This is a genomic window from Capsulimonas corticalis (assembly GCF_003574315.2).
Taxonomy (GTDB): Bacteria; Armatimonadota; Armatimonadia; order Armatimonadales; family Capsulimonadaceae; genus Capsulimonas; species Capsulimonas corticalis.
On the sequence record NZ_AP025739.1, the window covers coordinates 7,125,391 to 7,139,228 of the forward strand.

11 protein-coding genes are annotated in these 13,838 nt (G+C 59.6%); 2 read left to right on the top strand and 9 right to left on the bottom strand.

Going from position 1 to position 13,838, the window contains the following annotated elements:
• Positions 1-197: 197 nt before the first annotated feature.
• Positions 198-2,069: an FG-GAP-like repeat-containing protein gene (locus D5261_RS31110; protein WP_119321659.1), complete on the bottom strand. Its 1,872-nt coding sequence runs from the start codon at positions 2,067-2,069 to the stop codon at positions 198-200.
• A 1,030-nt stretch (positions 2,070-3,099) separates the two neighbouring features.
• Here D5261_RS31110 and D5261_RS31115 point away from each other — a divergent pair.
• Positions 3,100-3,810, top strand: a complete 711-nt coding sequence (locus D5261_RS31115; protein WP_165864227.1) for a putative zinc-binding metallopeptidase — start codon at positions 3,100-3,102, stop codon at positions 3,808-3,810.
• A gap of 424 nt (positions 3,811-4,234) precedes the next feature.
• Here D5261_RS31115 and D5261_RS31120 read toward each other — a convergent pair whose 3' ends face one another.
• The 7 genes from D5261_RS31120 to D5261_RS31155 all read right to left on the bottom strand — a co-directional run bounded on the left by D5261_RS31120 (position 4,235) and on the right by D5261_RS31155 (position 12,391).
• A complete protein-coding gene (locus tag D5261_RS31120; RefSeq protein WP_119321661.1) occupies positions 4,235-5,635 on the bottom strand; it encodes a hypothetical protein in 1,401 nt (466 codons plus the stop codon).
• Between the two features lie 4 nt (positions 5,636-5,639).
• Positions 5,640-6,101: a Mov34/MPN/PAD-1 family protein gene (locus tag D5261_RS31125; RefSeq protein ID WP_119321662.1), complete on the bottom strand. Its 462-nt coding sequence runs from the start codon at positions 6,099-6,101 to the stop codon at positions 5,640-5,642.
• Between the two features lie 7 nt (positions 6,102-6,108).
• Positions 6,109-6,603, bottom strand: coding sequence for a DUF7665 family protein (locus D5261_RS31130; protein ID WP_125206004.1), 495 nt, complete (start codon positions 6,601-6,603; stop codon positions 6,109-6,111).
• 5 nt (positions 6,604-6,608) lie between these two features.
• Complete coding sequence (locus D5261_RS31135; protein ID WP_119321664.1) at positions 6,609-7,097, bottom strand: hypothetical protein; 489 nt, start codon at positions 7,095-7,097, stop codon at positions 6,609-6,611.
• A 227-nt stretch (positions 7,098-7,324) separates the two neighbouring features.
• Positions 7,325-10,912 (bottom strand): ATP-dependent helicase, encoded by a 3,588-nt coding sequence (locus tag D5261_RS31140; RefSeq protein ID WP_119321665.1) that lies wholly within the window; start codon positions 10,910-10,912, stop codon positions 7,325-7,327.
• Between the two features lie 32 nt (positions 10,913-10,944).
• Entirely contained in the window at positions 10,945-11,622 is a 678-nt protein-coding gene (locus tag D5261_RS31150; RefSeq protein ID WP_119321666.1) for a hypothetical protein, read from the bottom strand.
• Positions 11,609-12,391: a hypothetical protein gene (locus D5261_RS31155; protein ID WP_119321667.1), complete on the bottom strand. Its 783-nt coding sequence runs from the start codon at positions 12,389-12,391 to the stop codon at positions 11,609-11,611. The genes D5261_RS31150 and D5261_RS31155 overlap by 14 nt, the downstream gene beginning before the upstream one ends.
• A gap of 380 nt (positions 12,392-12,771) precedes the next feature.
• Here D5261_RS31155 and D5261_RS31160 point away from each other — a divergent pair, with 380 nt between their 5' ends.
• Complete coding sequence (locus D5261_RS31160) at positions 12,772-12,987, top strand: hypothetical protein (RefSeq protein WP_119321668.1); 216 nt, start codon at positions 12,772-12,774, stop codon at positions 12,985-12,987.
• 390 nt (positions 12,988-13,377) lie between these two features.
• On the opposite strand, the gene D5261_RS31165 is transcribed toward D5261_RS31160, so the two are convergent.
• Positions 13,378-13,707, bottom strand: a complete 330-nt coding sequence (locus D5261_RS31165) for a hypothetical protein (protein ID WP_125206005.1) — start codon at positions 13,705-13,707, stop codon at positions 13,378-13,380.
• Positions 13,708-13,838: the final 131 nt, after the last annotated feature.

Sequence of the window (13,838 nt, forward strand, 5' to 3'; positions counted from 1 at the left end):
GAGAACAGCGTCCCTGATGCGGCACCACAAATTGCTTTGAAGCAACCTGGCTTGACAGGTTAAGAAAAGGACCTCTTTGCAGAGGCCCTTTTCTATGTTGCAGGACTTATGCAGGTAACAATAAAAAGGCCGTGTACGGGAAATCCGTACACGGCCTTTGTGAATGTCTTCGATGAAGATGAGGCAGGAGCTGGCGCCTAATGCATCCCGGCTATCTGCCACTGGAGGGGCTCCCCGGCGAGGATCGTCCCGTCGCCGGTAATAGTGGTGCCGGTGAGCAGCCAGTAGGCGATGTCCCCGCTCTGGGTGTTGCGGACCAGGATGTCTGGCCTGCCGTCGCCGTCGATGTCGGGCGCGCCCACCACCTGCCACTGGAGCGGCTCGGTGGCGATGGTCCCGTCGCCGGTGATCGTGGTGCCGGTAAGGATCCAGTAGGCGATCTCGCCGGTGCCCACGTTCTGGACGAGGATGTCCGAATGCCCGTCCCCGTTCAGGTCGGGAGTTCCGACGATGTGCCAGCTGGTAGGCTCGAAGGCGATAGTTCCGTTGGCGACGATCTGGCAGTTCTGGAGGATCCAGTACGCCACCTCGCCGGTCGTCTTGCTCTGCACCAGAATGTCGGGCTTTCCATCACCATTCAGGTCGGGGGTCCCGACGACCTGCCAGTCCGTGGACTCCATCGCGATCGTGCCGTCTGCGACGATCTGGTAGTTCTGCACGATCCAGTAGGCGATCTCCCCTGTCGCGGCGTTCTGGACGAGGATGTCGGGGTGGCAGTCGCCGTTCAGGTCCGGACTGCCGACCACCTTCCAGTCGGTGGACTGGGTGGCGATCGTGCCTGCGGTCACTATCTGGTACCCGTTGGTGAGCCAGTAGGCGATCTCGCCGGTCGCCGAGTTCTGGGCCAGCATGTCGTAGGTCCCTCCCCCGTCCAGGTCGCAGACGATATGTCGTATGGCGATGGTCTGGGCCGCCTGGAACGTTGTGCCGGCTGCGTCGGTAACCGCAAGTGTGATTACATGGGAACCCGGCAGGCAGTACGTGGGGTTGAACGGGACGCTCCAGGCAGGGCCCGGCGAATTGATCGTGGCAAAGGCACTGCTAGCGCCGTCGAGGAACAGCTTGACGCTCGCGACCGCGGACCTCGAGTCGCCGTCGGTCCCGGAGATCGTAGTCAGCCCGCTGACCACCGCTCCGTCCGAGGACGGGGAGGCGATGCTTCCGGCAGGGTTCCCGGTTATCATGATCGCGCGGCTGCAGCTGAAGGTCGCGCCAGCCTGGTCGGTGACCGTAAGGGTGACCGTGTGCGTCCCGGCGGCATAGCCCGCAGGATTGAACGACGCGCTCCAGGTGGGTCCCGGATTGCTTACGGTCGCAAAGGGGGTACCTGCGCCGTCAAGGAACAGCTTGACGCCCGCGACCGTAGATCCTGGGTCTCCGTCGGTTCCGCTGACCGTTATCGGACTGGTAACCTGTACGCCGTCTTGCGCAGGGTTAGTGAAGGCGCAAGTTGGGTTGGGAGGCGCACCTTGGCTCGAATGTCTAAACCATCCAAGGACGTTGTTGAGGCCTGACAAGGCGTGGAGCAGGCCTTTCTCATCACTTTTCCAGTTCGAGTCAACCACCTGAACGGTTGTGGCGCTTGTAGGATCATTACATACAATCGCTATATGGCCATAGCCCAACCCAACGGAGGAGGACCATACTACAATATCCTGGCTTTGGGGATAGCTAGTGCCGTCATTCGCAATCCTTTGCGTATGCGCTGGCTGGAGCCTTAGGTCATCCCAGATCCAGTGGGCGCCGTCCGAATCAGAAGCCTGGGAGTCGCCGGAATGGCCGTTGTAGGGATGGAATTGGCCAATACTGGGAATTGGCTCCCCAAGAACTTGGGCAGCGTAGTTCCCAGCAAAGACGACGCATTGACCTTGAACTGCCACGCCATTGTAATAAGAAGGGTTGCCTGGAACCCATCCTTGAGCCCCTGCTGACATCGGCATGCCAGTGAGCATGGCGGCCAATAGCGCCACCATGATTGCTACTTGAGTTATAGCCTGTCTCATTTTCATGTCCTTCCTTCTGAAAGAGAGCCGAGGTACAATTACCTCAGGAGGGAATATATCATTCTCATTATCTAAATACAATTATTTATAGCTCTGATAGCCAACCAATCATATTTACATTCCGTTGGTAAGCAGGTATGCCAAGGGGCGAATACCAAGAGCCTATGAGAAAAATCAGAGTCACAATCACCGGCGTTGCAATTGTTATAATAGTCGCATCAGCGGCCTTCATTTATTTTAGATCCGGCCAAACAGCAGGCCCCGCTTCCAATTCTATGCCAACCCCTGCTTCAGCCGTCCCTACACCCTCCGCAACAGGTTCCCATGCCAATACCTATGACGCAACGGATATTGGGCTTACCTTTACTTATCCCAACGGATGGTTTGCGTCCGAGGACAGCGCTTCCCAACGGATAAATATAGCAAATGCTCAGGGAGCATTTAATCTGGAAAACCGTCCGTCCAGCTATGAGCTTGTCTGGCTGTCGGCAGCACCTTACGAGACATCAGTTGAGGCAGAGGCTCATACGAAAGCCGGCGCGCCCGACTGCTGTACGACTTCCGGGAGCCCTATTGAGGTAACATCTGGCACAATAGTTGCCCGATCCCTTGTGATCAATACATATAAGTTCCAAGGCACCATTCAGGCATACTGGTCGAGCACATATGGCAAACGCTATTCCGCATCGATCATGTCGCCTGGACCGCAGAAAGATGAGATCGCAATACTTAAATCCATCCTCGCTACCATAAGCGTAAGCCAGTAAGCGCTGCCCAAATGAGGAGACCCGCCACGCCCACGGGACGTCTACTATCCTATTTAGTGGTAACCGTCATTTTAGGAGTCACAACCTATGTAGCCCTTCCACCCCCGCTGCTATCTCCGAGAGTCTCCACAACACCTCCTTCCACTCGCCAGGGACCCGCAGCTTCGTCCACACCAGCGCAAATCCAAGAAACCACCTTCCAAACCTCAGGAGGCCTGCGCTATGCAGACCGCGATAAGTACCGGCAAGAGCTTGTAAACACTTCAACAATGAGTGGGGCTACCGCTGTCCTAAACACTTTTTTTGACCAGTACGGAATAAGCATTTCCACCACCCAGGATACACTTCCCGCCACCGTAAAGCTCGACGCCATTTGGCAACGCCTGAGTCCAACCAGTCCTAACGACCTTTCTGACACCAAGGCCTTCGGGTCATGGCTGATCGACGAGTGGTCCAAGTACCCAAAAGCCTGGATCAAGGCAAGCGATATTCAGGCCGTTATTCTTGGCCGGGCACTTACCGCCACTAGCAATAATGCGGAAGAAGGAGTGGCAGAGCCGAATGGCATTATCCTTTACAATCTCGAGCTCTTCGAGAGATCGAACAATCCAGAGGACTACTACCGAGGGCTTATACACCATGAATTCGACCATGAGATAGAGTTCGGCATACGCCTATCCCCCGACCGTCCCGACGGCGACTGGTCAGCATTCAATCCCACGGGCTTTGCGTATGGCAAGACCTCTGACGTATCCGCCCACCCCAGGCAGTCGTTTGTCACCCCGTACGCCGAAACCACAATCGGAGAGGACAAGGCTGAGGCCTATTCGTATATGTTCGTGAATTCCCGCAGCAAGCAGCTTTCGCAGTGGGTGCAGGCAGATCCCGGCTTGGCCGGTAAGGTCACCTACTACAAGGCGTTTATAAAGAACCAAGTTCCGATCATGGACGACGCGTACTTCGCGGCGATAAACCCGTGACGACCGGCGGCCGAAGCGACGGCCGGAACCGTAAGCGCCTCGACCCAACTTCAATGCCTGCCCTCTCTACCCTTTTGCCTGGCCTTTCGGCCAGTCCTCAGCTGCTCAAGATCATACGGGGCGCCCAGCCTGGGGACTACTATTTCCCCGGGTTAAATGAACATTGAGGAATCACCCTAGTCCTCGCAGCCGCAAGGTGATAATGGCACTATGTTTTCATGCGCAGCGAGCCCTGCTAAGCTTGATCCGTAAGCTATAAGCGCAATATTCCCTATGAGCATGGAGCATCATAAACCAGAGCATCAGTCCGGCCCCTCCCACCAGCACGTCGAGGCGGGCTTTGAGGAGCGAATCAAGGGGCTAGAGCTATACCCTGCCGGCGAGCTTACCCTCACCGTAGTCCTTCCTGGCGAGGAGGGGGCGTTTACCGCTGACAGCGCCGCTGAGGCCCAGGACGTGGCGGACCGCCGAGAGGGGACCGTGGAATGATAAATCCTGGATTGCTAATCTTTGTTCCATGGCTAAAGCTATCGATGCCGACAATGCTTCTCAGGCTGCCGACGGTCGTGTCAATCAGATTTCCGCCAGCAATGGCACGAATGGCCTCTGCAATCACGAGACAGGAAACCGTAAGGCCAACGAATGGCACACCGGCTGCGGCGTCAGCCGCCAAGACGATCCCGCATCGGTCAAGGCCGAGCGCTTCGTATGCGGCACGGTTCCTGTCCACCTTCTCCTCACTGGTAAGTGTCCTCCGAGCGTCTGGAAAAGCAACCGCCGCCTTGCCCCTGTTAGTGAACGTTTGTACGAAGAACTCATCATAGTCGGCAGCCGTCGATCCCAAGCCTGCGTCGATGGACAATGCGAAGCCCGGGCTTTCGAGCAGACGGCGGGTAGAAAGGTTGTCGACTCCAGCAAGAAGGATACGGGGATCCGCATCGGCCAGAAGTAGCCGCCCGTCGAACCGGCGCTCCACAAGCCGCGTGGCGAAGCCGCGCGCCTCGAGCCAGCGGGAAACGACTCTCGTTTTTAGGTGCCCGATATGCCTGTGGTACGTAAGAACGCTGGTGCTCGGGGTTGAAAGCGTCACATGGTCGTCGTCTTGCAGGCACACCAGCGCCTTGCTGTCAGGATACGGCAACGCGGCCAGTGTCCAAGCGTAGGCTTGTCCAAGGTGCCCCAGGCCGAGCAGCCAAAGGCCGCTCGGGAGATAATATGGCTCAAGCCCCTCTCCGTGCCGCCAGTCCGTTCCGGGCATGGCGAGTGAAAGCCCGAGGCTGCGACGTCCGGCCCACCGATCCCGCCCCAGGAGATATGCGAAGCATTCCGATACTGCTAAGGCACCGGCCAAGACTGCCGCCAGCGGAAACATCGAATCCTCGGGCAGGCGGAACCCGTCTTCCGCCGGGAGCACACCGCCTGACCAGCCGCCATAGGTCACCCGTATGGCCGGGACGTCAGCCCCCTGGGATGTGCAGTCGCCGAGCAAAACAAGCGGCGCGTTGCTGAACGCCTCGCCAGCGATCTGGCCGCCCAGCCGCTGAATTGCCTGCCCAAGCGTTTGACCGCTACCGAGCCCCGTCACCAGTCTTTCATCCCCGTCAACTCCCACGATTCGAACGCCGCCGGCACAGGCCCTGGCCCCTGCATTTGCCATGGTCAGGAGGCATACCTGCCCGGATTCCGTGCGTACGGCGTCCTTCCCCACGACAATAGTGAAGGCGTATCGCCCGAGCATGGCGTATGCTGCGTCCACGGATTGGGCAAGCTGGAGATCGATAAGGATCTTGGCTGCTCTGTTTAGGTTTTCGCGATTGTGTTGCATTCTTTCAGCTCCAACGGCCTACGTATAGCTTTTGAGCGGAAGGCCCAGGTTTGACCTCGCTCCACTGGTGGTTTCCCAAGAACGTGTAGTACGCGACGTCCGCTGGCTGCGGTCTCCCCTGCGCATAATTGGGGACGATGAAGGCCAGGTGGCCGCTGGAGGCCATCATGGGATTATCACGGTCCAGCGGGCTTTGGAAGGGGGGACCGGGATGGGTATGGACATCCGCTACGACTTGCAGGCCGGATTCCTTCAGTATCTTCCAGAGCTTTCTGTAGCCCACTGAGGTGAAAATGATGTAGCCGGCCTCAAGGCACCCCGGCTCAAGGTCGTCGTAGAAGGCGAATCGGACTGCCTCCCTCCGCCCTTTTACGGTTTGCCCGAGGAGGAAGGCACCGCTTTCCCTGACACCGTCCCCACGGGCGGCAAGCTCAGAAACGAGATGGCTCCAGGCTGAGATGGGCATAGAGAGTTCATGGTTGGGTGCCACGAGGCCCCGTATACTCCGGCGAATCAAGGTGGCGAGCGACTTCATCAAGGTAGTAAACGATCTCCCTGGTTGGTTTCCATAGCGTGGCGGCGTGCGTGGTTGGCCAGTCGCCGTGCGTTTCGATAGCAACGCGATCAACGGGGCTGTACAGGGCGCTGCCTTGGCTGCCCCGATCAGGCCCAGGCCAATCGGTACGAAAAATGTGCGCGACTTCGCCAACTCCCCAAGGACGCCGGGCGTTGTCCAACTGCACATCATGTTCCATATCCCAGAAGGTACCCGTAGGGGCCTTCTGGGGATAGCCGGAACAGTCAATGCGCATCCAATAATGCTCAATCTCACTGGGCGTGTGGCGGGCTCTGATCCACAGGTACAGGTAGGGCCACGCGATCTTGGCCCCGCCCCAGCGTCGGTCTATCTGGCTCTGGAACGGCGGACGAGCAAGATCTGCCGTGAGAGCCCGTTCGTCTGGCGTCATGTCGCTCATCCTTGGGGCCGCACCCTAGGGGCAAGTTCCAGGGTGACATTGCATTCGCAGTCGCCTTTAGGAATGAGCGTTCCAATCGGCCTCGAGTCTGAAAGCGGCTCCTTGTCGTCGGGAAGGAACAAGCCGAACTTGGGCCGCTCTGCAGGATCGATATTGTTAGGGGACCAGTCCAGCGAAACGGCCCAGTCTTTCACGGCCTTGACTTGCTTGTTCGGCGTAAACTCGCGGGAGTGTGATCGTGCGGCGTAGTCAACAGTCACGTGGATCTTGCGACAGCGTGCCACGTGCACGTTGCCATGGTGCTTGATCCCGATCTCGCCCAGCGAGATCTCGATATCGAGTGGCTCCTCGGCATCCTCCAGGAAGAGAAAGCCTTCCCCACCTTCGAGAAGGAAGGCGATTACTTCGCGGACTTTGGTCTCGTGACCAAACCCGTGCTCATGTTCGTTGTCTACGAACAGCTTTATCGTTACTGGCTCGGACATTGTTTTGTCTCCTCTTGCTACCGCTATCTCGTATTGTAGTTCCGCAAGGCGGTCATAGTCGGCAAGAACAGCAAAGTGCCGGGACCGGCCGCTCTGCGTCCTCTAACTAATCCACTACAAGGGAGCATGCAGTATGTGTAAGCAAGGGATAAATTATTTTTGTGGCTTGGAAACGCACCCGCCGATTGCGGGTGGGGAGGTCACGAAACATGACCAGCATATGGAACTCACGCAGCCTCGATCGTATCCTTTGGCCGCTGGGGGCAGATCAGCGAGAATCCGCAGAGCTGGCAGGCTTGGTCCGAGGCAGGGTTAGGCGCGAACACGCCGCTCCCGAGCCCAACGGCGGCGTTCTCGTACTTCTCGATCCGGCCCTTGTCGTGATGCGCCTGCGGCTTGAACCGCTTGGAGGAGCCGTCCGCCAGGAACCTGGCCTCCACGGATACCAGCCGGTCTGGATAGCTGTCTGACGCCGCTCGATACAGGATGGAGAGGCGGCGGTTCGCGCTCGGGTCTAGCTCTTGAGGCTTGCCGGTGAACAGCTTGGCGAGAACGAGCGCTCCGTCGCTGCTTCGGTTGAACGCTGCGTCAGGCTCGACGGAAACGCGGCAGTTTCCCAGCATGGCGATCGCGACGATGCCCTCTGCCGCCACTTCGTCGTCTTTAGCCCCGGATCGCGCCCGCTCGGCCATTTCCACGGCAGCCGTGAGGTATTTCTGCTCGTTGACGTGCCCGACTGGACCGCTGGACACCCACGCTTCCCTCAGCATGGCCTCGGCCTGCACCGCGTCGGGGCGTCGCCCCGCTTTCCGCTCGGACTGAATCCATCCAAGCGCTTGGTATAGGCAAGACTGGAACTGCTGGTACCCCGCCCCAAGCCACGCCCCCCTTACACCGGCGACGCGCCTGTAGTAGTACTGTCGTGAGCATTTGAGATACGCGTCAAGATCGGACACCAAATACAGCGGGAGATCGCCTTGGCGCGCCGCCATGGCTGCAGCGGCAGGTTTGGCGGACTGCCCCGATGCCCAGGACAGTCGTTCCACCAGAGGATCGTTGAGGGCGTCGTTGATCAACTGCACCAAGGGAGACCGCAGCGCGGCCCTCCCTGCCACGCCATACTGCCGCGCATGGGACAGCACGATGTGCTCGCGAGCACGCGACAGGGCCACGAAGAACAGACACGCCTCTTCGCCGACTGCTGCGTCGTTCCCGTCCCCCAGTCCGGGCGGCTCAGGAACGCCGTCGTGCGTTCCCTTAGATGGAAACCTGCCCGAAGCCAGGTTCGGCACGTAGACGATCGGGAACTCGAGCCCTTTCGCCGCATGCACGGTCATGATGCGCATGGCGTTCCAGGACTGCGCCTCGTCCGGCACCTCCCCCTTGAGGCCCTCGCCCGTTGCCACCATCCTCTGAAGGTGATTCAGGAAGTCTCGCGTCTTGGTTCGCGGCGGTTGGTTCCCGGCGCCGTTTCCTGCCTCCCCCTCCATATCGGCGCTTGGCCCTTCGGCGGCACCGTGGGTGACGGGCGCGACGATGCGTCGGTCGAAACTGGACGCAAGACGCAGCAACTGATGGATGGCCATAAGTTGCTGAGCGGACTGGAACTCGTCGTCTGCTCTGCCCCAGAAGTTGCGCAGGTAATCACTTTCCTCGAACAGGTACCTGCGGAGAAGCGTGGTGGGCTCTCCCAGCGCTGACGCGAGGGATCGCAAGTGCCGCTGCAAGGCGGTGACGCCGGGAAGCGCCGCCGGACTAAGCTGGTCCACGAGGCGGCTGTCCTCGGCGGCGGCGCGGAATCGCAGTCGATGCTTTTCCATATGGCTGGCAATCAGGAGGGCGTCGGAGGCGGGGATGGCATATTCGGGGATCGAGGCCACCCGTAAGATCTCGTACCCGTTGCCGCCGCTGCACAGGGAGATGACGCTGAGCAGATCCTTTATCTCGGTGCGCTCGAAGAGGTCTCCCAGGTAGAGGGTCGGTATGCCTGCAGCGTTGAGGACGGAGACCAGCGCTTCTGCCTGATTGTGCGACCGGCAAAGGATGGTCTGGTCCCGAAACAGCCACCCCGCAGCGCAGAAGGACTGCGCCATGCGCACGATGCCGGTTGCTTCCGCCGCCGCGTCGTCTGCCGTCGCGATGGCAACCGCCGCATGTGAGCCAACAGGTGTCGTTCCCCGGTGTGCCTCCCAATCCGAGAAGCCGCCGTCTTCCTCCCCGCGTGCGCCCATCGCCCTCGCGGCGGTGCTGAAGAGGCGGACGATCGGCTCACGCGACCGGTAGTTCCGCTTCAGATCCTTTCGTCGGCCTGTCGCGTAGAGTGTCGTGAACAAGGAAACGTTTGCTGCCGATGCTCCCCGAAACCGGTAGATGCTCTGCAGATGGTCCCCGACAACCCACAGGCCTGTGGCCCCCTCCCCAGCCAGCAGGCGTAGGAGGCGGGTGCAGGCGCGGTTGACGTCCTGGTACTCGTCGGCCAGCACCTGGGGAAACTGGCGTTGCAGTTCCTGCAAGCACGCCGGGTGCTCCTCGAGAATCCGCACCGCAAGGTAAATCAGGTCGCCGAAGTCGACAAACCCGTTCCGGCGCAGCAGGCCCTCGTACACGGCATAGCAAGCGCTGACTTCCCCGGCGCGTATGGCTTGGTCCATCTGCTGCTCGACGGCTTCCCGTTCGGGCGCGGTGATCTTGTCCGTGCGAGCAGCCAGGGTGCGGGCGGCGGCCTCCGCCCCGGCGCGCATGTCCGCGCAGAGCTGTGCGTAGTGGTCGGTTGGGCACAGTTCGTCCTTGGCGCGCGAGATGGCCTTGAGAATGCCGGGAAGCTTGAGGGCGGGGTTGTATAGGTTAGCCAAGGCGTCCAGAGGCAGCAGGGACAAGTTGTTTTCGAGAAGGGTGATGCAGTCCAGCCGGTCTAAGAGCTTGAAGTCGGTGGGCAGGCCGACACGGTCACCATACCGCCGCAGGACCTCCAGTCCAAAACCGTGGAAGGTGCCGACCCACGGCCCTGCGTCTCTCGTTCCCACGTCCGCAGCCGCGAGGCGTCCACGCATCTCCTCGGCCGCCTTGTTCGAAAAGGTGAGGGCCAGGATGCTCTCGGACGGGATACCTACCGAGTGCACAAGGTGAGCGCAGCGTCCTACGAGCGTCTTTGTCTTGCCAGTTCCTGGTCCCGCCCCAACTAGAACAGGGAACGCAGAGAACTCCGCAGCGTCTTTCTGTGAGGGGTCCAGGTCTGCGCTCACGGGCGGGGCCTCGACCGGCCCGTCCTGAGAAACTGGGAGCAGAACGGCGTTAGCGACCTGCGACAGGACAACATGCCTGGACAGGCCAACCATCTCGGCAATCTGTGCGGCGCTCAGCCCCCCGTACCTGAACATCCTTCGGGCAAGCGAGCGTGGCAGCAGCAGTTCCGCCGCGAACACATTCGCCTCGGACTCACGTCGCTGTCGCGGCGAATAATCATCCACGCGGCGGAGACCAGCGGGAACGGCGTCGTGGTCTGCGTCAAGGTCGTCCGTCTGGCAGTGGCAGTCGCACTGGTGAAGCTCATTGTGCGCGTACTCATGCGCGGCATGCGAGGGCTGCACGTCAGCTGGCAAACTCTCGTCGATCCAGATCTCCGAGATCTCTCGGTCGAGCACGGCTTCGGCACCGTTCAGGAGTGCGTCCCCGTGCGGCCTCGGCGTTACCCGTATCTGCGTACGCTCGGCCAGAGCGGCCAGGATATCACCCGCCCTAATAGGCTCGTCGGACGGAAATCCGAGATCCCGACGCTTCGCAACGGCCTGCCGTCGAATGTTGTCTTCCCACGACATCGGCTGCCCCCTCCCAAGCAGATCGCCTGGCCTTAAACTTCCAACTGCTTGGTCCAGAACTCGCGATCCGCTTCGGTAAGCGACGAGGCGGTGCTGAGTGCGTCGGCAAACGATTCCTGCGCCGAGTCGGAGACGCGGGGCGCGGATCGTGCTTTGTAGGAGGCCTGGGCTGACAGGCGAGGATCAGAGCGTAGATAGGTGACGATGGCCTCAGAAGCGTAGTCGAGTTGCTCAGCTATCCTATCCACGAGGATGATGGGGATTGTGTTCAAGTCAATCCGACGTTGGTTCAGCTTCGCGAGCACGGTCGTGTCGATCCTGAGGGTTGCTGCCAGCTGTCTTGGCTGTATCCCGAGACTCCGCGCGCGGTCGAGTAGGTTAGTGAGCGGCGGAACGGCGTTTCGGGCAGCACGGATAGCAAGGGAGAAGCCAGGAAAAAAAACGGCCAACACCTGATCACCAACCGCGCCAATGCGTTCCTCCACTTCCGCGTCGCTGTCCGTCTCAGTATCTTCCGTCAGATGCCGACAAACCGCCAATTCCGTCAGGTCTTCAGCGTGGTCGGGATATCGTGCGAACCAGGCTTTCAACGTACGTTCGTCATCACCGTTCTTCTCCAAATCCTCCAGGAACGCATACGCTACGGCATCACCGTCAGAAGATCCGATGGGAATGCCTGCGGTACCGTCCGGCCTATCAAACTGCGGCATCTTGCTTCTCCTTGCGCCAGGCGCTTAAGATGGACTCGGCTGTTGCCAAGTAGTTGTATACGGTCTTTCTTTTAAGGTCAAGATGCTTCATGACCGTAGGTTCTTCCGGATCCGCGCTGGAAACCGGAAGGCTGACATAATGCACCAGCCAGAAAGTCTGGTAGATCGGCTTGGGATGCCTCGGCAGCCGCGACAGCGCGTCGCGGACGAGGACCTCCTGCACGGGCGACAGCGCCAAGGACGGCATACCGTCGAACGCATCGACCTCTTCCCCGTCTTTGTCCACCGTCAGGGCAGCCTCTTCGGTTCGTAGGCGCTGTCGGTACCGGCGAACAATCTGCGTGGCTTTCCGTATTAGGCAGACACCAAAGCGGCATTCCCAAAACTCCTGCTCGGCCGACAGGTCGCACACAGATGCAGCTACGAGCTGGAAGATATCGCGCCAGACCTCCTCGGCGGGGAGCTCCACTTCGAGGATATTGTCAGTGGCACCGACGTACTTCCGGATCCAAGGACGTAGTCGCACGAACAGAGCGTTCATTGCCCTTCCTGCTCTGTAGTCGTCTCCTACGGCGATGAAAAAGCGAATCACTGTAACCAGGGCTTCGTCAGACAACATCTCATGCGATCGTGGCCCTTGTACGAGCGCGAGCAACCGGCCCGCGTCCAGGTGCTCGATGCTTTTCAGCTGCTCAGCGACGTGCGGCTCGCGGTGGCGCGCAAGTGGTCTTATGAGAGACGGAGCGCGGGTTTCTTCAGTTGAATGCATTTATTCCACTCCGACAGCATGGTGTATATGTGTAAGTTCGGATGGAGATAGTGCAATATCCATCTGACCATGCTGGCCGACGAACCTATAGGTCTATTTGGTAATTATAGCAGGAGAGCGCACAAAATCGGCACTCGACAAAATAGAGTTAGAACACGTGGAACTCACCGACACGGAAGTTCGCGAACAGATACATAGCGCAGTAGAAAGTGCCCTGCTAAACTCGGAATAGGTATGTTAGTTGGATTTTATAGATTATGCCCCCGTATACGCGGCCGCGCACCTTAGATCGCACCCGAAGAACGTGATCGGTTGGAATGCTCCTTGCGCGGCGACTTGCCTCCTGTTATAACGGTCGAGTCTATCGTTAGTTCCAACCCATGAACCTGCCCGTCCCCACCGACGCCGAGGTTGAGGAGTTCGCCGGCATCTACGAGAGGGAGCTTGGAATCCGGCTGGATGGGGAGCAGGCCCGCGAGGGGGCGACCCTCTTCCTCCAGCTCTTCTACCTCGGCACCTACGGCCTGGCCCATATCGAGTGGGAGAAGAAACAGGCGAAGCCTCATGGCGACGGCGTTAGCGGGGCGAAGGAGTAGTGCCCTTCTTTTACCAGGGTGAGAATAGCTTCTCTGATGCGGCACCAAGCAGGAAGTCATACTCTGCGCCTTTAGATCCCGAGTTCCCTAGGGATGATGCGGGCCTTCCCCGCTCTGCTAGGTCTCCGGCGCCGAGCCCTCGATCCGCCTCTATCTTACCGACCAGGAGGCGGCACTCAGTCCTGATGGAGGCCGCTGGGACCGCCTGGAGCCGTGACGCCCTTTCGCTTCGGCAACTTGGATTCCTCCCACGCACGGACGTCTATCGCTGACGCAAGCTCAATTTTCTGCATATTCCCTTCCTGGAGCGCTTTTATAAGCCTTTCTGCGCCTTCGATTTCCCCATAATTGGGTCCACCAGCAAAGACATGTTCAACGTATCTGACGCTTTTACGGCCCCATGCGGTCAACGGCTCGTTCCAGCCAGCGACGCACCAGCTCTTGGGTAAAGGCGTTAATGGCTGACGCGAGCGCCGTAGCGGCGAAGGCGTGTTCGGATGGGCTACCCAACAGAAGCAGGCGCGCCAGGAAGTTAAGGGCTAACCGGTACACTTCTAGCGCCAGCGTTGTCAGCCCGGCGTAGACGACCGTGGCCCGGACGACCACCTGGACGTCGAAAAAGTGGTGTGAGAATATGGCCGCGCCTAAAGTCATCAGAAGCAGGATGGTCGAGGGTGTGTCCAGGTGAATCCATCGGAAGTCTCCGATCCAGTACGGCACTAAAGCGTTACTCACGAGGGCGACCGAGGCCGTCGCCAGGATGCCCCACCCGATCAGGCGCAGATGATCCCGGACCTCGGGCGCAACCGGCCGGGGCGACCGAAATGCAGCCGTGACCGCTCCGGCACGAA

Coding starts and splice junctions, on each gene's coding strand:
- D5261_RS31130 (WP_125206004.1), bottom strand. CDS start 6,603: ATGACGCCAGACGAACGGGCTCTCACGGCAGATCTTGCTCGTCCGCCG.
- D5261_RS31150 (WP_119321666.1), bottom strand. CDS start 11,622: ATGCCGCAGTTTGATAGGCCGGACGGTACCGCAGGCATTCCCATCGGA.
- D5261_RS31160 (WP_119321668.1), top strand. CDS start 12,772: ATGAACCTGCCCGTCCCCACCGACGCCGAGGTTGAGGAGTTCGCCGGC.
- D5261_RS31125 (WP_119321662.1), bottom strand. CDS start 6,101: ATGCCCATCTCAGCCTGGAGCCATCTCGTTTCTGAGCTTGCCGCCCGT.
- D5261_RS31120 (WP_119321661.1), bottom strand. CDS start 5,635: ATGCAACACAATCGCGAAAACCTAAACAGAGCAGCCAAGATCCTTATC.
- D5261_RS31140 (WP_119321665.1), bottom strand. CDS start 10,912: ATGTCGTGGGAAGACAACATTCGACGGCAGGCCGTTGCGAAGCGTCGG.
- D5261_RS31110 (WP_119321659.1), bottom strand. CDS start 2,069: ATGAAAATGAGACAGGCTATAACTCAAGTAGCAATCATGGTGGCGCTA.
- D5261_RS31135 (WP_119321664.1), bottom strand. CDS start 7,097: ATGTCCGAGCCAGTAACGATAAAGCTGTTCGTAGACAACGAACATGAG.
- D5261_RS31115 (WP_165864227.1), top strand. CDS start 3,100: ATGAGTGGGGCTACCGCTGTCCTAAACACTTTTTTTGACCAGTACGGA.
- D5261_RS31155 (WP_119321667.1), bottom strand. CDS start 12,391: ATGCATTCAACTGAAGAAACCCGCGCTCCGTCTCTCATAAGACCACTT.